Genomic DNA, 19,012 nt, shown 5'->3' with positions numbered 1-19,012 from the left:
TTGCGCCGCCTTTGTGCGTTATCATCGTGTGCACCTGATGCCGCCTTCCTCACCGCCCGCCGCATGACTTTCCTGTGCCGTCTCCTCGTCGTTGGCCTGTTCGCGCTCTTCGCGATGCGCGGCGCGCAGGCGTGCGAGTCGATGTCGCATTCCGTGCCGCCAACCTCGCACGTCATGCGCATGGCCAACGGTCATGGCAGCATGGCGCATCCCGCGAGTCGCGATTCGCACGGCGCATGTCACGCAAGCTGCTGCATGGCTGGTTGCTGCGGGCATTGCGGCGCGCCGCCGCTCGCGTTTCATTTCGCGACTCCCGCGTCCGGGCGGGCCACGTTGGCGGCGCGCGCCGTCGCGTTGCGCGCCGGCATCACGCACGCGCCTCCCTTACCTCCGCCCATCGCCTGAACGCGGCCGCATCGTGCGGTCGCGCTCGAATTCGAAGCACTTCGCGCGTTGCGGCACTGCGCGAAGCGATGGCTCGCACGTGCGTCGCGCGAGCCGGCATAACAGAGGGTTGAGGAATTTCATCATGAAACGCAGAGCGTTTTTGTCGGGCAGCGCGAGTCTGATCGGCGCGGCAGTGGCGTCGGTGTTCGCGCGCGAGTCGTTAGCGCAGTCGGTTGCACAGTCGATCTCAGAACCAGCCCATGATTCGATGCATGGCATGCAGGCGATGCCGGGCATGGCGCCGGCCTCGTCCGCAATGCCCGCGTCCGCGCCGCTCGCCGCCGTGGACGCGTTGCCGGCCGGCGCGCCGCTCGCCGCGCTGCGCACGCTCGCCAACGAGCGCCGCGAGCCCGGGCATTTCCGCGCGACGCTGGTTGCTCAACCGGCCGCGCGGCCGTTGCTCGCGGGCCAGGCGCCGACCCCGTTCTGGCAATACGACGCGAGCGGGCCGGGCGATACAACGGGTCCCGTGATCGGTCCGATGCTCGACCTGCAGGAAGGCGACAACGTCGAGATCACCTTCGTCAATCGGCTCGCGCAACCGTCCACGATTCACTGGCATGGCCTGCCCGTACCGCCCGATCAGGACGGCAATCCGATGAATCCGGTCGCGCCGGGCGAGCAGCGCGTCTATCGCTTCACGTTGCCGGCGGGCAGCGCGGGCACCTACTGGTACCACCCGCATCCGCACATGCAGAGCGCCGAGCAGGTGTTTCGCGGGCTCGCCGGACCGATCGTCGTGCGCGCCGCCGACGACCCGCTCGCCGCATGGCCCGAGCGGCATCTCTTCGTGAGCGACCTCAAGCTCGCCGCCGACGGCACGATTCCCGCGAACGGCATGATGGACTGGATGAACGGCCGCGAAGGTCAGTTCGTGCTCCTGAATGGTGCGCGCGAGCCGCTGATCGAAGTGGCGCGCGACGAACGCTGGCGCGTGTGGAACGGCTGCAACGCGCGCTACGTGCAACTCGCGTTCGACGACGGCCGCGCATTCGCGCAGGTCGGCACCGACGGCGGTTTGCTCGGCGCGCCGCGCGAGGGCGTCACGTCGCTGTTGCTCGCGCCGGGCGAGCGTGCCGAACTGATCGTGCGCGCGGCGCCGCGGGGCGCGCCCGGGGCGCAGGTTGCGCTGGTCGCCGCGCAGTACGACCGCAAGAAAATGGCGATGTCGCACGGCAGCCTGCCCGCCACGCCGACGCAGAAGCTGGCGACCGTGCGCTTCCTGGCCGCCGGCGCCGAAGCGCAAGCGCCGCAGGCAGCGCTGCCGCGGCGTCTGCGCCCGATCGCGCCGCTGCTCGCGACATCGGCGAAACAGAAAACCCCACGCAAAACGGTGGTATTCAGCGAAGCCATGGACATGCACGCGATGCACCAGCCGGGTGCGTCTGCACTGGCCATGCCCCGGGGCATGCAGTTCATGGTGAATGGCGCGACCTGGTCGCCGTCGCGCGTGACGTTCGCGAGCCGGCGCGGCGAAGTGGAAACGTGGGCTATCGAAAACCGTTCGGACATGGATCATCCGTTTCATCTGCACGGCACGCAGTTTCAGGTACTGGCGCGCGAGCAGGGCGGCACGATCGTGGAGGAGTCCTTGCTGGCGTGGCGCGACACGGTCAACGTGCGGCCCGGCGAGACGGTGCATATTGCAACGGTGCAGCGCGAGGCGGGCGACCGCATGTTCCATTGCCATATCCTCGAACATGAGGATCTCGGCATGATGGGCGTCGTGCGTGTGAGCTGAGACGTTGCGCGCTCAGAGTGAATGCGTGAATGCAAACCTCGCTATCACGCCGTCGATGTCAAGGCGATGAAAAAAACGTGAAACGTGCGCCGGCGATGCAAGCGGCATGCACGCGCGGCGCACCCAAAAAGAAACCCGGCCGAAGCCGGGTTTCCAAGGTACGGGTACCGAACGGATCAGGCGGCTGCCTGAATGTTCGATGCCTGTTTACCCTTCGGGCCTTGCACGACCTCGAAGCTCACCTTCTGACCTTCTTTGAGGGTCTTGAAGCCATTCATTTGAATAGCCGAAAAGTGAGCGAACAGATCCTCGCCGCCTTCATCCGGCGTGATGAACCCGAAACCCTTCGCGTCGTTGAACCACTTGACCGTACCGGTTGCCATACCTACTTCCCCTGTAACTCATGTCCCTACCACGAGCAGTTCGAAAAGCTAAACGATCGCGGTGCGATCGCCCCCTCCTCACAAGCTCACCAACGGCATTTTTTCGAATTTGAGGCGGTTGAAAAAAGTGCCAGCTTGATTGTTGAGTCTCTTTATTCTGCTGTCAAGAATATTTTGAGACGCCGTTTGACGCGTTGTAAAGAGCGCATTTCCAGGGTTTTTCCTGCTTTTCGCAGACGCTAGGCGCAGGTGCATCGTCGACCCCCGCATCGACATTTGAATGGATCAGCGACATATCTTGAAAAGTCGCATAATCGACTCACATGGGATGCACCGCAGCACGAAATCTGACACCCAGCGTGCGGCGGCCTACAGTCGCTTTCCACGACGATGCCAAGGTTGTGCGATACTCGATTCAACGGTGGCGTGAAAGCTGCTGACATCAAGATGCAACACGATGCGAACCGGCCCCGCAGCCGGTCAGCAAGGTCGGTCAGGCTGGGGAGGCGCATGAATTGCTTGCGCAGCAAGGCAGGGCGAGAGCGCCGGTTTCACCGGCTGGCCGGTCGGGTTTCGGCAGGATTGCGGGCCTGTCCGAGTTGTTTAGAATGGGTGTATGGCGATTATCCCGGACAAGCAGGATTCAACGGTACTGGAGCGGCAGGATCAAAAGACGAAACCGCCCTCCATGTACAAGGTCGTGCTGATGAACGACGACTACACGCCGATGGAATTCGTCGTGATGGTCGTGCAGGAATATTTCAATAAAGACCGCGAGACCGCAACGCAGATCATGTTGAAGGTGCATCGCGAGGGCAGGGGAGTTTGTGGGGTCTATACGCGGGACATCGCGTCGACCAAGGTTGAGCAAGTCGTTACCCACGCACGGCAGGCCGGGCATCCGCTGCAGTGTGTGATGGAGGAAGCATGATTGCCCAGGAACTGGAAGTCAGCCTGCACATGGCGTTCATGGAAGCACGTCAGGCAAGGCACGAGTTCATCACAGTAGAGCATCTGCTCCTGGCGCTGTTGGACAATCCAACGGCGGCGGAAGTGCTGCGCGCGTGTGCCGCCAATATTGAAGACCTGCGACAGAACCTGCGCAACTTCATTCACGACAACACCCCCACGGTCCCCGGCACGGACGACGTCGATACGCAACCGACGCTCGGGTTCCAGCGTGTGATTCAGCGCGCGATCATGCACGTGCAGTCCACGTCGAATGGCAAGAAGGAAGTCACGGGCGCGAACGTGCTCGTCGCCATCTTCGGCGAGAAGGATTCGCACGCGGTGTACTACCTGCAACAGCAGGGCGTGACGCGTCTGGATGTCGTGAACTTCATTTCGCACGGTATCGCGAAGACCGGCACGGGCGAAGCCGCCAAGGCCAGCGACGCGAACGCCGAGGCGGAAGACGCGGCCGGCCAGAAGGAAACGCCGCTCGCGCAGTTCACGCAGAATCTGAACCAGATGGCGAAGGACGGTCGCATCGACCCGCTCATCGGCCGCGAACTCGAAGTCGAGCGCGTGGTGCAGGTGCTGTGCCGCCGCCGCAAGAACAATCCGCTGCTCGTGGGCGAAGCCGGCGTCGGCAAGACCGCGATCGCGGAAGGCCTCGCCTGGCGCATCACGCGCGGCGAAGTGCCGGACATTCTCGCCGACGCGCAGGTGTATTCGCTCGACATGGGCGCGCTGCTCGCGGGCACGAAATACCGCGGCGACTTCGAGCAACGTCTGAAGACGGTGCTCAAGGAGCTGAAGGAGCGTCCGCACGCCATTCTGTTCATCGACGAAATCCACACGCTGATCGGCGCGGGCGCGGCATCGGGCGGTACGCTCGACGCGTCCAACCTGCTCAAGCCGGCGCTCTCGTCGGGCACGCTCAAGTGCATTGGCGCGACCACGTTCACGGAATACCGCGGCATCTTCGAAAAAGACGCGGCGCTGTCGCGGCGTTTCCAGAAGGTCGACGTGGTCGAGCCGACGGTCGAACAGACCGTGGCGATCCTGCGTGGCCTGAAGTCGCGCTTCGAGGAGCATCACGGCGTGAAGTATTCGTCGGGTGCGCTGAACGCGGCGGCTGAGCTCTCCGCACGCTTCATCACCGACCGTCATCTGCCCGACAAGGCGATCGACGTGATCGACGAAGCGGGCGCGGCGCAACGCATCCTGCCGAAGTCGAAGCAGAAAAAGACCATCGGCAAGAGCGAGATCGAAGAGATCATCTCGAAGATCGCGCGCGTGCCGGCGCAGAGCGTGTCGCAGGACGACCGCAGCAAGCTGCAAACGCTGGACCGCGACCTCAAGGCCGTCGTGTTCGGCCAGGACCCCGCCATCGACGCGCTCTCCGCTTCGATCAAGATGGCGCGCGCGGGTCTCGGCAAGACCGACAAGCCGATCGGCGCGTTCCTGTTCTCGGGCCCGACGGGTGTCGGCAAGACCGAAGTGGCGCGGCAACTCGCGTTCACGCTCGGCATCGAGCTGATCCGCTTCGACATGTCCGAGTACATGGAGCGTCACGCGGTAAGCCGTTTGATCGGTGCGCCGCCGGGTTACGTGGGTTTCGATCAGGGCGGTTTGCTTACCGAAGCCGTCACGAAGAAGCCGCACTGCGTGCTGCTGCTCGACGAAATCGAGAAGGCGCATCCGGACATTTTCAACGTGCTGCTGCAGGTGATGGACCATGGCACGCTGACGGACAACAACGGCCGCAAGGCGGATTTCCGCAACGTCATCATCATCATGACGACGAATGCGGGTGCGGAGGCCATGAACAAGTCCACGATCGGTTTCACCACGCGCCGCGAGCAAGGCGACGAAATGGCCGACATCAAGCGCCTGTTCACGCCTGAATTCCGCAACCGGCTGGATTCGACCATCAGCTTCCGTGCGCTCGATGAGGAAATCATCATGCGCGTGGTCGACAAGTTCCTCATGCAGCTCGAAGACCAGCTGCACGAGAAGAAGGTCGATGCGTTGTTCACCGACGCGCTGCGCAAGCATCTCGCGAAGCACGGTTTCGACCCGCTCATGGGCGCGCGACCGATGCAACGCCTGATCCAGGACACGATCCGCCGTGCGCTCGCCGACGAACTGCTGTTCGGCAAGCTCATGAACGGCGGTCGCGTGACCGTGGACGTCGACGCGGAAGACAAGATCCAGCTCACGTTCGACGAGAACTCGGCGCCGCCGCGCAATCCGAATCCGGAAGCGATCGAAGTGGATTGACCCGGCGCCCCGTTAGGGGTGGCAAGAAACGGTCGGCAAGAAGCGGTCGGCAAAAAACGGCGTAGTCCTTCGGGGCTGCGCCGTTTTTCTTTGGGCGCGCGCCGGGCGGACAAGGCGGCTTCGAGCGGCGCGAGTCGAACGCAATGCGGGCGCACGAGAGCACACGAGAGCACACGAGAGCACACGAGAGCACACGAGAGCGCACTGAGGCACCCCAAGGCGCCCACGCGCCACGCAGTAAAATAGCCGATTGTCTTCCGAGAAGCGCAATCGCAGGGGTATCACAGTGGTAAGACGTAATTCGGGCGCGTTCGACACGATCGTCGAGCGCGAACAGGGGCTGCGCCACGGCTTGTCCGCCGGGCAGATGACAATGATCGCCATCGGCGGCGCGGTGGGCACGGGGCTCTTTCTCGGCAGCGGTTTCGCCATCAGCTTCGCGGGGCCGGGCGTGCTGGTTTCGTACGCGATAGGCGCGCTGATCGCCTTGTTGCTAATGGGCGCGCTCGCCGAGATGACGGTCGCGCATCCCACCTCGGGCTCGTTCGGCGCGTATGCCGAGCACTACATCGGGCCGCTCGCGGGCTTCGTGGTGCGCTATGCGTACTGGTCGGCGTATGTGCTTGCCGTGGGCACCGAGGTCGCCGCCATCGCCGTGTATATGAAGTTCTGGTTCCCGCAGGTGCCGGGGCTGTACTGGATCGTCGGGTTTGCGGCAGCACTGATCGCGGTCAACGCACTGAGCGTGCGCGCCTACGGCGCCATCGAATATGGCTTCTCGAGCCTGAAGATCGCGGCCATCGTCGCGTTCATCGTGCTGGGCGCGTGGTTCGTGTGGCGCGCGCCCGCGGGTTCGGGCGTGGGCGTCGCGAACTACACGTCGCACGGCGGCCTCTTTCCGAAGGGGGGGTGGGGCGTGTGGGTGGGCACGATCGTTTCGCTGTTCAGCTACCTGGGCGTGGAAACGATCGCCGTGGCCGCCGCCGAAGCGCAGGACCCGCAACGCGCCGTTACGCGCGCGTTTCGCGGAACGGTGCTGCGCCTCGTGCTGTTCTATCTGCTCACGCTCGCGCTGATGCTCGCGATCGTGCCGTGGACCGCGGCGGGCGGCAACGAAAGCCCGTTCGTGAAAGTGATGGCCGAAACCGGCGTGCCTTACGCGGCTGGCGCGATCAACTTCATCGTGCTGGTGGCCGCGCTCTCGGCCATGAACAGCCAGCTCTACATCACCACGCGCATGATGTTCAGCCTGTCGCGCGCGGGTTACGCGCCCGCCGCGTTCGGCCGCCTCACGCGTCAGGGCGTGCCCACGGCGGCGCTCTCGCTTTCGACCATCGGTATCGCGGTCGCGGCCGTGCTCAACGCGCTGTGGCCGCAAACGGCCTTCACGCTGATGATGTCGATCGCCATGTTCGGCGCGATGTTCACGTGGCTCATGATCTTCGTCACGCAGATTTTCTTCCGCGTGCGCCGGCAGCGCGAAGGCGCCGCGCCGCTCGCGTTTCGCATGTGGGGCTTTCCGTTCACCAGCGTGCTGGGCGCGCTGCTGATGCTCGGCATTCTCGCGGGCACAGCGTTCACGCGCGAGTTCCGCATGACGCTCGCGTACGGTATCGGCTTTCTCGTGTTGCTCGTGGTGGTGTATGCGCTCTGGTATCGCCGGCGCGTGGAATCCGCGTAACTCCGCGTCGCTTCAAAAGCAAAAAAGCCCGCGTTTAGCGGGCTTTTTCGTTGGCGAGACGGAAATGTTCAGTGCTTGCCCGTGCTGCCGAAGCCGCCTTCGCCGCGCTCGCTCGCCGGGAATTCATCGACGATATTGAACTGCGCCTGCACGACCGGCACGATCACGAGCTGCGCGAGACGTTCGAGCGGATTGAGCGTGAAGCTGGTCTGACCGCGATTCCAGGTGGAGATCATCAGTTCTCCCTGGTAGTCGGAATCGATCAGGCCCACGAGGTTGCCGAGCACGATGCCGTGCTTGTGGCCGAGACCCGAGCGCGGCAGGATCAGCGCCGCGTAGCCGGGGTCGGCCACGTGGATCGCGAGACCCGTGGGCACGAGCTTCGTTTCGCCCGGTTCGAGCGTGAGCGGCGCCTCGAGGCACGCGCGCAGGTCGAGACCGGCGCTGCCCGGCGTGGCGTAATGGGGCAGTTGATCGCGCATGCGCTCGTTGAGGATCTTGATGTCGATTTTCATGTCGATGGGGTGAGTTCAGATTGAACGAGGCAACTGGAAGGCCTCGGCGAGAAGTTCATAGGAGCGCAGGCGCGCCTGGTAGCTGCCCGCGACGGTCAGCACGATCAGTTCGTCGGCCTGGAAGCGCTCCTGCAAGGCGAGCAGGCGCTCGGCGACGCTTTCCGGCGTGCCGATCACGCTGCGCGGTTTTTCGCGGTCGATGACGATCTGCTCGCGCTCGCCGTATTCCTGCAAACGGCCTTGTTCGAGGCTTGGAACAGGCGCGTTGAGGCCGTAGGCCATCTGCAGACGGCGCAGGTCGACGGCCTTCTCGAGTTCGACGGCTTCGGCTTCGGTGTCGGCGCAGATCGCGAACACGGCGCAGGCGAGATAGGGCTTTGCCTCGCGCGTCGCCACGAAGCGCTCGCGGTACGCGTTTGCCACCAGATGCCCGAAGTGCGCGTTGATGAAATGCGCGAACGCGAAGCGCAAACCAAGCTGCGCCGCGAGCAGCCCGCCGAATTCGCTGGAGCCGAGCACCCAGAGTTCCGGGCGCGTCTCGACCTGCGGCTGGAGGATGACGTTGTGCGCGACGTGGTCGGCGGGCAGCGTGCCGTCCATCAAACCAACCAGATCCTGCACCTGCTGCGCGAACTGATCGCCGCGGTTGTACTCGCCCTGCGCGACCGCCTGCGCCGTGCGCATGTCGCCGCCGGGCGCGCGCCCCACGCCGAGATCGATGCGCCCCGGAAACAGCGCTTCGAGCATCATGAACTGCTCGGCGACCTTGAACGGGCTGTAGTAGGGCAGCATGACGCCGCCCGAGCCCAGCCGGATGCGCTTCGTCACGCTGCCCAGACGCGCGAGCATGACTTCGGGGCAGGGGTTGCAGACGCCGAGCAGGCCGTGGTGCTCCGCGCACCAGTAGCGCGTGTAGCCGAGGTCGTCGGCGAGTTGCGCGAGGTCGACGGTGGCGGCCACGGCGTCGGCGGCGGTGTGCCCGTAGATCACGGGCGACTGGTCCAGCACGGATAGCAGTGTCATGGCGGACGGCTCCAGAAGGGCGATCGCGATGCGGCGTTGCGAGGCTCGCGCCCCGTCACGCGCATCGCGCGCCTCACGAAATGATGCTCGTGTCGGGAAGACGCCGGGCGATTTCGGCGACGAGCGTTTGCGCGAGCGCCGCCTTGGCCGCGCGCGGCAGCGGCGTGCGGCCGGCCGCTTCGAACAGCACGACTTCGTTGTCGTCGCGGCCGAAGGTGAGCGGACCGAGATTGCCGATCAACAGCGGCACCTTCTTGCGCGCGCGCTTTTCTTCGCCGTGCACCTCGAGGTCGCCGCTTTCGGCCGCGAAACCCACGCAGTACGGCGGGTCCGGCAGGGCCGCGACCGAGGCGAGGATGTCGGGGTTTTCGACGAACGTGAAGGTCGGCATGCGCTGTTCGGCCGTCTTCTTGATCTTGTGCGCGGCCACGTGGTCGACACGCCAGTCGGCCACGGCCGCCACGCCGATGAACACGTCGGCGTCGGGCACCTCGCGCATCACCGCGTCGTACATCTGCTGGGCGGTCTGCACGTCTTCGCGGTACACGCCCCAGGGCGTGGCGAGCGCGACCGGTCCGGCGACGAGATGCACTTCGGCGCCAGCCTGCTGCGCGGCGCGCGCGAGCGCGAAGCCCATCTTGCCGCTGGAGCGGTTGGTGATGCCGCGCACGGGATCGAGCGGCTCGAAGGTCGGGCCGGCGGTGATGAGCAGGCGGCGCCCCGCGAGCACCTTCGGCGCGAAGAACGAGACGATGGCTTCGTAGATGGCTTCGGGTTCGAGCATGCGGCCGTCGCCGATCTCGCCGCATGCCTGCGGGCCGGAGTCGGGGCCGAGCGTTTCGATGCCGTCGGCGCGCAGCTGCGCGACATTGCGCTGCGTGGCCGGGTTCTGCCACATCTGCCGGTTCATCGCGGGGACGACCAGCAGCGGGCAGTCGCGCGCCACGCAGAGCGTGGAGAGCAGGTCGTCGGCGAAACCGTGCGCGAGTTTGGCGAGAAAGTCGGTGGAGGCGGGCGCGATGACGATGGCGTCCGCCTCGCGCGAGAGGTCGATGTGCGCCATGTTGTTGGGCACGCGGCCGTCCCACTGGCTCGTGTACACAGGGCGCCCGGAGAGCGCCTGCATCGTCACGGGCGTGATGAACTGCGTGGCCGCTTCCGTCATCACGACCTGCACGGTCGCGCCGGCCTTGGTCAGGAGGCGCGTGAGTTCGGCGATCTTGTAGCAGGCGATCCCGCCCGTCATGCCGAGCACGAGATGACGGCCGGCGAGTTCGCCCTCGTTTGCAGCGGAAGTGTTCACGGTGGCTATCTCCTGTCGACCAGAGTTAGCGCTTTAGCGCTTACTCTGGTCCCATGCAGAGCGGTCGACCAGAGTTAGCGCTTTAGCGCCTACTCTGGTCCCATGCGGCAGAGCCGCTCAGCGTTATTCCACTCAGCGCGTGCCGCGCACGCGCCGCAATTCGTCGATCACGAGCAATGCCGCGCCAATGCAGATCGCGCTGTCGGCGACATTGAACGCGGGCCAGTGCCACGCGCCCACGTGGAAATCGAGAAAGTCGATCACGTGGCCGTACATCACGCGGTCGAGCACGTTGCCGAGCGCGCCGCCCATGATGAACGCGAGCGCCGTGCAGAACATGCGCTGCGCCGCGTGGCGCTTGAGCAGATAGCTGATGACGAGCGCCGCGACCACGCCGAGCAGCGTGAACGCCCAGCGTTGCCAGCCGCCCGCCGCGGCGAGGAAGCTGAACGCCGCGCCCTTGTTGTAGACGAGCACGAGATTGAAGAACGGCGTGATCTCGCGGCCGTGACCGTACGCGAACAGCTTGGCGATGGTGATCTTCGTGAGCTGGTCGGCGAGGATCACGATCACCGCGACGCCCAGCCACGGCGCGAGGGAGCCGCCGGCGCCGCTTGCGCGACTCGAATGCGATTGCTTCGGCATAGTTTTCGCCATTATGCGGCGCTCCGTTGTTCACCTTCGCCAAACAGGTTCGTCACGCAGCGGCCGCACAGGCCCGGGTGCTCGGCGTGCGCGCCCACGTCGTCGCGGTAGTGCCAGCAGCGCTCGCACTTGAGGTACTTCGAGGTGACCACTTCCACGCCTTCTTTCGCTTCGCTTTCGACCTTCACGACTTCGGCGGCCGAGGTGATCAGCACGAACTTGAGGTCGTCGCCGAGCGAAACGAGCGCGTCGTAACGCGCGCCGCTCGCGAGAATGCGCACTTCGGCTTGCAGCGACGAACCGATCTGGTTCGCCACGCGCGCGTCTTCGAGCGCCTTCGTCACGTTGCCGCGCACTTCGCGCAGCAGCGTCCACTTGGCGATCAGCTCGCCCGCTTCGACCACGCTCGCCGCGACATCGGGGAACGCGTGGAAGGTTTCCGTGAAGATGGTTTCGCTGTTCGGCTGGAACACCTTCCACGCTTCTTCGGCCGTGAACGAGAGGAACGGCGCGAGAATGCGCAGCAGGCTGTGCGTGATGTGATGCAGCGCGGTCTGCGCGGCGCGGCGGGCCTTCGAATCCGGCGCGCTCGTGTAGAGGCGGTCCTTCAGCACGTCGAGATAGAAGCCGCCCAGGTCTTCCGAGCAGAACGTCTGCAGCTTGGCCACGACCGGGTGGAACTCGTAGCGGTCGTAGTGCGAGAGCACGTCGTTTTGCAGCGTGTGCGTGAGCGCCACGGCGTAGCGGTCGATCTCCAGCCATTCGGCGGGCGGCAGCGCGTGCTTCTCGAAGTCGAAGTCGGACAGGTTCGAGAGCAGGAAGCGCAGCGTGTTGCGGATCCGGCGATAGCCTTCCGTCACGCGCTTCAGGATTTCCTCGGAGATGGCCAGCTCGCCCGAATAGTCGGTCGAAGCGATCCACAAACGGATGATTTCCGCGCCCAGGCGGTTCGCCACTTCATGCGGATCGACGCCGTTGCCGAGCGACTTCGACATCTTGCGGCCTTCGCCGTCCACCGTGAAGCCGTGCGTGAGCAGGGCGTTGTAGGGCGGCCGGCCGTCGAGCATCGAAGCCGTGAGCAGCGACGAATGGAACCAGCCGCGATGCTGGTCCGAGCCTTCGAGGTACAGGTCGGCCGGGAATTGCAGTTCGTCCTTGTGCGAGCCGCGCAGCACGTGCCAGTGCGTCGTGCCCGAGTCGAACCACACGTCGAGCGTGTCGCGGTTCTTCTCGTACAGATTGGCGTCGTCGCCGATCAGCTCGCGCGGGTCGAGCGTCTGCCAGGCTTCGATGCCCGACACTTCCACGCGTTTCGCGACTTCTTCGAGCAGCTCCAGCGTGCGCGGATGCAGCTCGCCGGTTTCCTTGTGCACGAAGAACGCCATCGGCACGCCCCATTGGCGCTGGCGCGAGAGCGTCCAGTCCGGGCGGTTGGCGATCATCGAATAGAGGCGCTGCTTGCCCCACGACGGATAGAACGCCGTGGCCTCGATACCTTCGAGCGCCGTCTCGCGCAGCGTCTTGCCGCCGTCTTTGGGCGTGACGTCCATGCCCGCGAACCACTGCGAGGTGGCGCGATAGATGATGGGCGTCTTGTGGCGCCAGCAGTGCATGTAGCTGTGCAGATACTTTTCGCTGCGCAGCAGCGTGCCGGCCGTGTCGAGCGCCTCGACCACCTTCAGGTTCGCGTCCCAGATCGACAGACCGCCGAACAGCGGCAGCGATTCGACATAACGGCCGTCGCCCATCACCGGGCTGATGATGTCCGAGTCGGCCATGCCGTGCGCCTTGCACGACACGAAGTCTTCCACGCCGTAGGCGGGCGCCGAGTGCACGATGCCCGTGCCGGTGTCCGTCGTCACGTAGTCGCCGAGGTAGATCGGCGAGGTGCGCTTGTAGCCCGGATGCGCGGAGGCGAGCGGGTGATGGAAGCGCAGGTTCGCGAGCTTTTCGCCGAGGGTTTTGGCGACGACGGTGCCTTCGAGACCGAAGTCCTTCATGCAGGCTTCGACGCGTTCTTCGGCGAGGATCAGCAGGCCGCGCTGCGTGTCGACGAGCGCGTAGGTGATCTCGGGATGCACGTTGAGCGCCTGGTTCGACGGGATCGTCCAGGGCGTGGTGGTCCAGATGACAATGCCGCCTTCCTCGCGCGGCAGCGCGGCAAGCCCGAACGCCGCCGCCGTTTCGGCCGGTTGCGCGAACGGGAACAGCACGTCGATGGTCGGGTCGGTCTTGTCCTTGTACTCGACTTCCGCCTCGGCCAGCGCCGAGCCGCAGTCGAAGCACCAGTTCACGGGCTTCAGGCCGCGGAACACATAACCCTTCTCGATGATCTTCGCGAGCGCGCGGATCTCGCCGGCCTCGTTCGCGAAGTTCATGGTCTTGTACGGGTTGTTCCAGTCGCCGAGCACGCCCAGACGCTTGAAGCCGACCTTTTGCGTTTCGATCTGGCCGGACGCGTACTCGCGCGCCTTCTTCATCACTTCCTGCGCGGGCAGCGACTTGCCGAACTGCTTTTCGATCTGGATTTCGATCGGCATGCCGTGGCAGTCCCAGCCCGGCACATAGACCGCGTCGTAGCCCGCGAGATTACGCGCCTTGACGATCATGTCCTTCAGGATCTTGTTCACCGCGTGGCCGAGGTGGATGTCGCCGTTCGCATACGGCGGGCCGTCGTGCAGGATGAACTTCTTGCGGCCCTTCGAAGCCGCGCGGATCTTCTCGTAGATCTGCTTCTCTTCCCATTCCTTGACCCATTGCGGCTCGCGCCTGGGCAGGTCGCCGCGCATCGGGAACGGGGTGTCCAGCAGGTTGACGGGATATTTCGATTCGGACTTCTGCGGCTTGCCGGAAGATGCTTTCTTGTCGCTCATGGTGAGATCACGGTGAATTCGGGGGATGCACGGCGTCAGCGTTGCGGCGATGCCGCGCAACCGTCGCCTCGTGCGCCGTGCGCGTGAATTCGCACGCGGCGCCGGGGGCGGTGCGGCTCGCGTCGCGCCGGTTCGATACGGATCGAAACCGGCGCGGGCGAGCCGCGGGTCACCTAATTCGGTCGGTGGCCGAGGTGGCGAAGCCAGTGGAACGGCCGCCGGTGATGCTGGCGCCCGCCGCGGCGAACCACGCGCGGGCGTTGCTCACGTCGCGAGCGATCGCGGCGGTGAGCGTTTCGAGGTCGACGAACTTTTCCTCGTCGCGCAGCTTCTTCAGAAACTCGACGCGCACGAGCTTGCCGTAGGCGTCGCCGTGCCAGTCGAGCAGATGCACTTCGAGCAGCACGCGGCCGGAATCGTCCACGGTCGGGCGCAGGCCGAGGCTCGCCACGCCGGGCAGCGGGTGGTCGGCAAGGCCGTGCACCTGCACGACGAAGATGCCGCCGAGCGCCGGACGCTTGTGGCCGATCGGCAGATTCAGCGTGGGAAAGCCGAGGTCGCGCCCGAGCTTGAGCCCGTGCGCCACGTGGCCGCTGATCTGGTAGCCGCGCCCGAGCGAGGCGCGCGCGGCGTCGAGGTCGCCCGCCTGCAACTGCGTGCGCACGGCCGAGCTGGAAATGCGCACGCCCGACGGGTCGGCCACGGTCGCCATCTGCTCGACTTCGAAGCCGTAATGCTCGCCCGCGAGCTTGAGCGAGGCGAAGTCGCCCGCGCGCTTCGCGCCGTAGCGGAAGTCGTCGCCGATCATCATCCAGCGCGCGTGCAGGCCGCCCACGATGATGTTTTCGACGAAATCCGCCGGCGACTGGCTCGCGAACGTGTGGTTGAAGTGCTCGACCACGACGCGGTCCACGCCGTTCTCGCGCAGCGCCTCGAGCTTGTCGCGCAGCATGGCGATGCGCGGCGGGGCGCTGGCCGGATTGAAGAACTCGCGCGGATGCGGCTCGAAGGTCATCACGCAGACGGGCAGCCCGCGTGCGTCTGCGGCTTCGCGCACGCGCGCGAGCAATGCCTGATGCCCGCGGTGGACACCGTCGAAATTGCCGATGGTGAGCGCGCAGGGCGCGCGGCTTTCGGCGTTGGGAAGACCGCGGAAGACTCTCACGATAGCGGAACCTGGAGGAACCTCGAATAACGCTGGGCCGGGCCCGTCGGTCAGGCGACCGGCCGCGACGAAACAGAAGATTATAAACGCACGAGACGACGATCGCCGTCGCCCGCACGTGGCGCGGTGTGCCCGATGATAAAATCCGCGGATGAAAAATCTCGTCATCCTGATTTCAGGACGGGGCAGCAACATGGAAGCCGTCGTGCGCGCGTGCGCACAGGAAGCCTGGCCGGCGCGCGTCGCGGCCGTGATTGCCAACCGTCCGGACGCCGCGGGGCTCGACTTCGCGGCTTCGCACGGCATTGCCACGGCGGTCGTCGACCATCGCCAGTTTCCCGACCGGGCCGCGTTCGACGCCGCGCTCGCGCAGACCGTCGACGGCTTCGAGCCGCATCTCGTCGTGCTGGCGGGCTTCATGCGCGTGCTGACGAACGGCTTTGTGGACCATTATTCGGGCCGGATGATCAACATCCATCCTTCGCTGCTGCCCAGTTTTCCGGGCCTCAAGACGCACCAGCAGGCGCTCGACGCCGGCTGCCGCGTGCATGGCGCGACCGTGCATTTCGTCACGCCCACGCTCGATCACGGGCCCATCGTCGCGCAGGCCGCCGTGCCCGTGCGCGAGACCGACGACGCCGCGGCGCTGGCCGCGCGCGTGCTGCAAACCGAACACGTAATTTATCCGCGCGCGGTGCGCTGGTTCGTCGAAGGGCGCCTGTCGCTCGACGGCGAGCGCGTGCGCCTCGCGCCGGCCGAGCCTCAGTGGCTCTTCTTTGACGACTCGCAAGCCGCCGGGGAGGGCGCATGAGACTACATGGTTTTCTGATTGGACAAACGGAGACGTTGCTCGCCGACGTCCTTAAATTCACGGGTCCCGCCGACGCGGTGACGAGCCGCTTCTTCCGCGAGCATCCCAAGCTCGGCCACGCCGAGCGCGGCGTGATCGCCGAAGCCGTGTTCGCCGTGCTGCGCCGGCGCATGGAGTTCGCGCATCTGGCCGAAGGCGGCTCGGGCAGCCCCACGCGCCGCCTCACGCTGCTCGGCCTGATGGCCACGGCGGGCCGCTCGGCGATCCGCCCGTTCCTCTCGGACGCCGAGGCGAACTGGCTCGAGCACGTTGCCCGCATCGACCCGGCCAGCCTGCCCGTGCGCGTGCAGATCAATCTGCCCGATTGGATCACGAAGGCGCTCGACGGCCGTTTCGAGCCCGCCGAACTGGCGCAGCTCGCCGCCGCGCTCAACTATCCGGCGCCGCTCGACCTGCGCTCGAACCCGATCAAGGCGAACCGCGACGAACTGCTGCGCTCGCTGTCCGAGGCGGGCATCGAGGCGGGCGAGACGCCGTTCGCGCCCAACGGCGTGCGCGTGGTCGGCAAGCCGGCGTTGAGCAAGCTCGACGCGTTCAGGAACGGCTGGTTCGAGGTGCAGGACGAAGGCAGCCAGCTGCTGTGCTCGCTGGTCGCGCCGCGCCGCGGCGAAATGGTGGTGGACTTCTGCGCGGGCGCGGGCGGCAAGACGCTCGCGCTCGGCGCGATGATGCGCTCGACCGGCCGTCTCTACGCGTTCGACGTGTCGGACCGCCGTCTCGCCAAGCTCAAACCGCGCCTCGCGCGCAGCGGGCTGTCGAACGTCAATCCGGTGCTCATCGACAGCGAACACGACGCCAAGATCAAGCGCCTCGTCGGCAAGATCGACCGCGTGCTGGTGGACGCGCCGTGCTCGGGCCTCGGCACGCTGCGCCGCAATCCCGACCTGAAATGGCGCCAGACGCCGGAATCGGTCGCGGAACTCGCGCCCAAGCAACTGTCGATTCTCACGAGCGCCGCGCGCCTGCTCAAGCGCGGCGGCCGTCTCGTCTACGCAACCTGCAGTATTCTCGAAGCCGAAAACGAAGCGGTCGTGAAGCAGTTCCTCGACGCGCATCCCGACTTCGCGCTGGTGAGCGCGCGCGACGTGCTCGCGGAGCAGCGCATCGGCCTCGATACGGGCGACTACCTCTCGCTCTGGCCGCATCGCCACGCCACGGACGGCTTCTTCGCCGCCGTGCTGGAGCGGCGCGGCGACGCCAAGCCGAAGACCAAGGCGGCCGGCGCTGAAACGACGCCCGAGGAAGCCGCTGCCGCCGCCGCGGAAGAGGCCGCCGACGTGATCGCCCGCGCGAAATCCGTCGACGAAACCCCCGACGCCGCGCCGGAAACGGCCGAGCCGGATCCGGCAGGCGCGAAGGTGAAGGCGAAGAAGAGCAAGTCGAAGCAGTAAGCCGTTCGTTTCGACACGCGATGCAACACGCGGGGCCGTCCGGCATCAGTCCGGGCGGCCCCGCGCCGGTTTTGTCGACGGGTTTTCGGGGCGGCGTTTGTCTGGCGTTCTTCCGGCCGGGGCTCGCCGTTGCCGCGCCCGCGTTATCCGTCTCGCCCCTTTCGGTCTCTCCCTTTTAGCGTTTCATGTTCGAAAACCGTCTTTTCTCCCACATGCTCGGCGGCGTGCTCCGCGACTTCGGCCAGCCCGTCATGCTCTGGCAGGCGGCCGTGCTGATCGGGGCGCTCGCCGTGGCGTTCGTGCTGTCGCGGCTCGCGCGCCGCGCGCTCGACGCCCGCCGCCAGACGCGCTACGAGAGCCTGCGCTTCGGCGCGGAAAGCCTCTCGAGGGCGTTCTTTCCGCTGATCGGCGCGCTGTGCGTGTGGGGCGCGCGCGAAATCGCGCACCACTTCATCCACACCTCGCTGCTCAATCTCGCGCTGGTGCCGCTCATCGGCATCGGGCTGATCTACATCGCGTTCTTCTTCGCGCGGCGCGTGTTCGGCGCGAGCGGCGAGACGCACGCGTGGCTCGCCATCGTCGAAAAGCTGGTGTCGCTGATCGTCTGGGTCGCGATGCTGCTCACGGTGCTCGGCATTCAGGACGACGTGCTCGACTGGATGGAGAGCGTGCGCTTTCGCATCGGCACGGCGCACGTGACGCTGCTCTCGCTGTCCACGGGCGTGCTCTGGGTCGGCGTGACGATGATCGTGGCGATCTGGGCCGGCGCCGCGCTCGAAGACCGCCTGATGCGCGCGACCACCATCGACGCCAACCTGCGGGTGGTGCTCGCGCGCGTGGGCCGCGCGATTCTCGTGGTCGCGGCGGTGCTGTTCAGCCTCTCGATCGTCGGCATCGACATCACGGTGCTCGGCGTGTTCGGCGGCGCGCTGGGCGTGGGCCTCGGCTTCGGCCTGCAGAAGATCGCGAGCAACTATGTTTCGGGCTTCATCATCCTGATCGACCGCTCGCTGCGGCTCGGCGACACCATCAACGTGGCCGGGCTCGCGGGCAAGGTCACGCAAATCCGCACGCGCTACACGGTCGTGCGCGGCCTCGACGGCGTGGAAACGCTGATCCCGAACGAAAAACTCATTACCGACGTGGTGCAGAACCAGTCGTCATTCCTGACGCGCGGCTACGCGAAGGCGGCGGTGCAGGTCGCCTACGACACCGACCTCGACGCGGCGATGGCGCTGCTCGCGCGCGCGGCCGAGGGAGTAGAGCGCGTGCTCGCCGATCCTGCTCCGACCCCGTATCTCGCGAACTTCGGCGCCGACGGCATCAATCTCGAACTCGGTTTCTGGATCGCCGACGCGGCCACGGGGACCTCGGGCGTGCGCTCGGCCGTGAATCTGAACATCTGGCGCTTATTTAACGAGCATGGGATCTCGATCCCGTTCGCGCAGCGCGAAGTGCGCATCGTGGGCGTGCCGGAACGCATGGCCGGACCCGCCTCGGGCGCCGCCGTGGAAAGCCGGTCCGGGACTGAAACGTGCGCGCCTTTCAGGTCTGACGAAAGCCCGTCCGAAGGTGTGGCGTAGACGTCACAGTGGCGGGCCGCGCGCATCGTGCCGGGCGCCCTGAAAGCTGCGGCAAAGCGCCTCTGCGCTGCTCAAAATGGTTGACTCGGCCAGCGATTAGGAAAAAAATCTTCATTTGTTACAAACACTTGGAACGGTTCGCGTAGAATGCCGTCCAACCGCT

At 65.9% G+C, this 19,012-nt stretch carries 14 protein-coding genes; 7 read left to right on the top strand and 7 right to left on the bottom strand.

The genetic code is table 11. The features are described from left to right. The first annotated feature begins 529 nt into the window (after positions 1 to 529). Entirely contained in the window at positions 530 to 2,188 is a 1,659-nt protein-coding gene (locus FAZ98_RS10695; RefSeq protein ID WP_158951186.1) for a multicopper oxidase family protein, read from the top strand. A 176-nt stretch (positions 2,189 to 2,364) separates the two neighbouring features. Here the strand turns inward: FAZ98_RS10695 and cspD are convergent, their stop codons facing one another. After that, positions 2,365 to 2,571 (bottom strand): cold shock domain-containing protein CspD, encoded by a 207-nt coding sequence (gene cspD / locus FAZ98_RS10690; protein ID WP_017776809.1) that lies wholly within the window; start codon positions 2,569 to 2,571, stop codon positions 2,365 to 2,367. Between the two features lie 616 nt (positions 2,572 to 3,187). Between cspD and clpS the strand changes: the two genes are divergently transcribed. The 3 genes from clpS to FAZ98_RS10675 all read left to right on the top strand — a co-directional run bounded on the left by clpS (position 3,188) and on the right by FAZ98_RS10675 (position 7,480). After that, entirely contained in the window at positions 3,188 to 3,502 is a 315-nt protein-coding gene (gene clpS / locus FAZ98_RS10685) for an ATP-dependent Clp protease adapter ClpS (protein WP_158951185.1), read from the top strand. After that, the gene (gene clpA, locus FAZ98_RS10680) at positions 3,499 to 5,799 is read left to right on the top strand and encodes an ATP-dependent Clp protease ATP-binding subunit ClpA (RefSeq protein ID WP_158951184.1); all 2,301 of its coding nucleotides are present in this window, start codon (positions 3,499 to 3,501) and stop codon (positions 5,797 to 5,799) included. Before clpS ends, clpA begins: the two co-directional genes overlap by 4 nt. 286 nt (positions 5,800 to 6,085) lie before the next feature. Further along, positions 6,086 to 7,480, top strand: coding sequence for an amino acid permease (locus FAZ98_RS10675; RefSeq protein WP_233272598.1), 1,395 nt, complete (start codon positions 6,086 to 6,088; stop codon positions 7,478 to 7,480). A 68-nt stretch (positions 7,481 to 7,548) separates the two neighbouring features. On the opposite strand, the gene dut is transcribed toward FAZ98_RS10675, so the two are convergent. From dut to FAZ98_RS10645, 6 genes are all read right to left on the bottom strand, one after another. Beyond that, positions 7,549 to 7,995 carry a dUTP diphosphatase gene (gene dut, locus FAZ98_RS10670; RefSeq protein WP_158951183.1) on the bottom strand — a complete coding sequence of 149 codons (447 nt, stop codon included), beginning with the start codon at positions 7,993 to 7,995 and terminating at the stop codon, positions 7,549 to 7,551. 15 nt (positions 7,996 to 8,010) lie between these two features. Continuing rightward, positions 8,011 to 9,018 carry an LLM class flavin-dependent oxidoreductase gene (locus FAZ98_RS10665; protein WP_158951182.1) on the bottom strand — a complete coding sequence of 336 codons (1,008 nt, stop codon included), beginning with the start codon at positions 9,016 to 9,018 and terminating at the stop codon, positions 8,011 to 8,013. Positions 9,019 to 9,091: 73 nt separating this feature from the next. Next, positions 9,092 to 10,264 carry a bifunctional phosphopantothenoylcysteine decarboxylase/phosphopantothenate--cysteine ligase CoaBC gene (coaBC, locus tag FAZ98_RS10660; RefSeq protein WP_158951950.1) on the bottom strand — a complete coding sequence of 391 codons (1,173 nt, stop codon included), beginning with the start codon at positions 10,262 to 10,264 and terminating at the stop codon, positions 9,092 to 9,094. A 189-nt stretch (positions 10,265 to 10,453) separates the two neighbouring features. Then, entirely contained in the window at positions 10,454 to 10,978 is a 525-nt protein-coding gene (lspA, locus tag FAZ98_RS10655; RefSeq protein ID WP_158951181.1) for a signal peptidase II, read from the bottom strand. Continuing rightward, positions 10,978 to 13,839: an isoleucine--tRNA ligase gene (ileS, locus tag FAZ98_RS10650; protein ID WP_158951180.1), complete on the bottom strand. Its 2,862-nt coding sequence runs from the start codon at positions 13,837 to 13,839 to the stop codon at positions 10,978 to 10,980. Before ileS ends, lspA begins: the two co-directional genes overlap by 1 nt. A 169-nt stretch (positions 13,840 to 14,008) precedes the next feature. Beyond that, positions 14,009 to 15,004: a bifunctional riboflavin kinase/FAD synthetase gene (locus FAZ98_RS10645; RefSeq protein ID WP_158951179.1), complete on the bottom strand. Its 996-nt coding sequence runs from the start codon at positions 15,002 to 15,004 to the stop codon at positions 14,009 to 14,011. Positions 15,005 to 15,155: 151 nt separating this feature from the next. On the opposite strand from FAZ98_RS10645, the gene purN reads away from it, so the two are divergent. The 3 genes from purN to FAZ98_RS10630 all read left to right on the top strand — a co-directional run bounded on the left by purN (position 15,156) and on the right by FAZ98_RS10630 (position 18,849). Then, on the top strand, positions 15,156 to 15,815 hold the full coding sequence (gene purN, locus FAZ98_RS10640; RefSeq protein ID WP_158951178.1) for a phosphoribosylglycinamide formyltransferase: 660 nt from the start codon (positions 15,156 to 15,158) through the stop codon (positions 15,813 to 15,815). After that, positions 15,812 to 17,266, top strand: coding sequence for an RsmB/NOP family class I SAM-dependent RNA methyltransferase (locus FAZ98_RS10635; protein WP_158951177.1), 1,455 nt, complete (start codon positions 15,812 to 15,814; stop codon positions 17,264 to 17,266). Before purN ends, FAZ98_RS10635 begins: the two co-directional genes overlap by 4 nt. A 185-nt stretch (positions 17,267 to 17,451) precedes the next feature. Further along, positions 17,452 to 18,849, top strand: a complete 1,398-nt coding sequence (locus tag FAZ98_RS10630; protein WP_158951176.1) for a mechanosensitive ion channel family protein — start codon at positions 17,452 to 17,454, stop codon at positions 18,847 to 18,849. The last annotated feature ends 163 nt before the right edge of the window (positions 18,850 to 19,012 follow it).

The organism is Paraburkholderia acidisoli (genome assembly GCF_009789675.1).
Classification (GTDB): Bacteria; Pseudomonadota; Gammaproteobacteria; order Burkholderiales; family Burkholderiaceae; genus Paraburkholderia; species Paraburkholderia acidisoli.
This window is presented reverse-complemented; position numbering and strand designations above follow the sequence as displayed.

Bases quoted from the DNA above. Each gene is read 5' to 3' on its own strand.
- ileS (WP_158951180.1), bottom strand. From the start codon at position 13,839: ATGAGCGACAAGAAAGCATCTTCCGGCAAGCCGCAGAAGTCCGAATCG.
- FAZ98_RS10695 (WP_158951186.1), top strand. From the start codon at position 530: ATGAAACGCAGAGCGTTTTTGTCGGGCAGCGCGAGTCTGATCGGCGCG.
- cspD (WP_017776809.1), bottom strand. From the start codon at position 2,571: ATGGCAACCGGTACGGTCAAGTGGTTCAACGACGCGAAGGGTTTCGGG.
- dut (WP_158951183.1), bottom strand. From the start codon at position 7,995: ATGAAAATCGACATCAAGATCCTCAACGAGCGCATGCGCGATCAACTG.
- FAZ98_RS10665 (WP_158951182.1), bottom strand. From the start codon at position 9,018: ATGACACTGCTATCCGTGCTGGACCAGTCGCCCGTGATCTACGGGCAC.
- coaBC (WP_158951950.1), bottom strand. From the start codon at position 10,264: ATGACGGGCGGGATCGCCTGCTACAAGATCGCCGAACTCACGCGCCTC.
- clpA (WP_158951184.1), top strand. From the start codon at position 3,499: ATGATTGCCCAGGAACTGGAAGTCAGCCTGCACATGGCGTTCATGGAA.
- lspA (WP_158951181.1), bottom strand. From the start codon at position 10,978: ATGGCGAAAACTATGCCGAAGCAATCGCATTCGAGTCGCGCAAGCGGC.
- FAZ98_RS10635 (WP_158951177.1), top strand. From the start codon at position 15,812: ATGAGACTACATGGTTTTCTGATTGGACAAACGGAGACGTTGCTCGCC.
- clpS (WP_158951185.1), top strand. From the start codon at position 3,188: ATGGCGATTATCCCGGACAAGCAGGATTCAACGGTACTGGAGCGGCAG.
- purN (WP_158951178.1), top strand. From the start codon at position 15,156: ATGAAAAATCTCGTCATCCTGATTTCAGGACGGGGCAGCAACATGGAA.
- FAZ98_RS10630 (WP_158951176.1), top strand. From the start codon at position 17,452: ATGTTCGAAAACCGTCTTTTCTCCCACATGCTCGGCGGCGTGCTCCGC.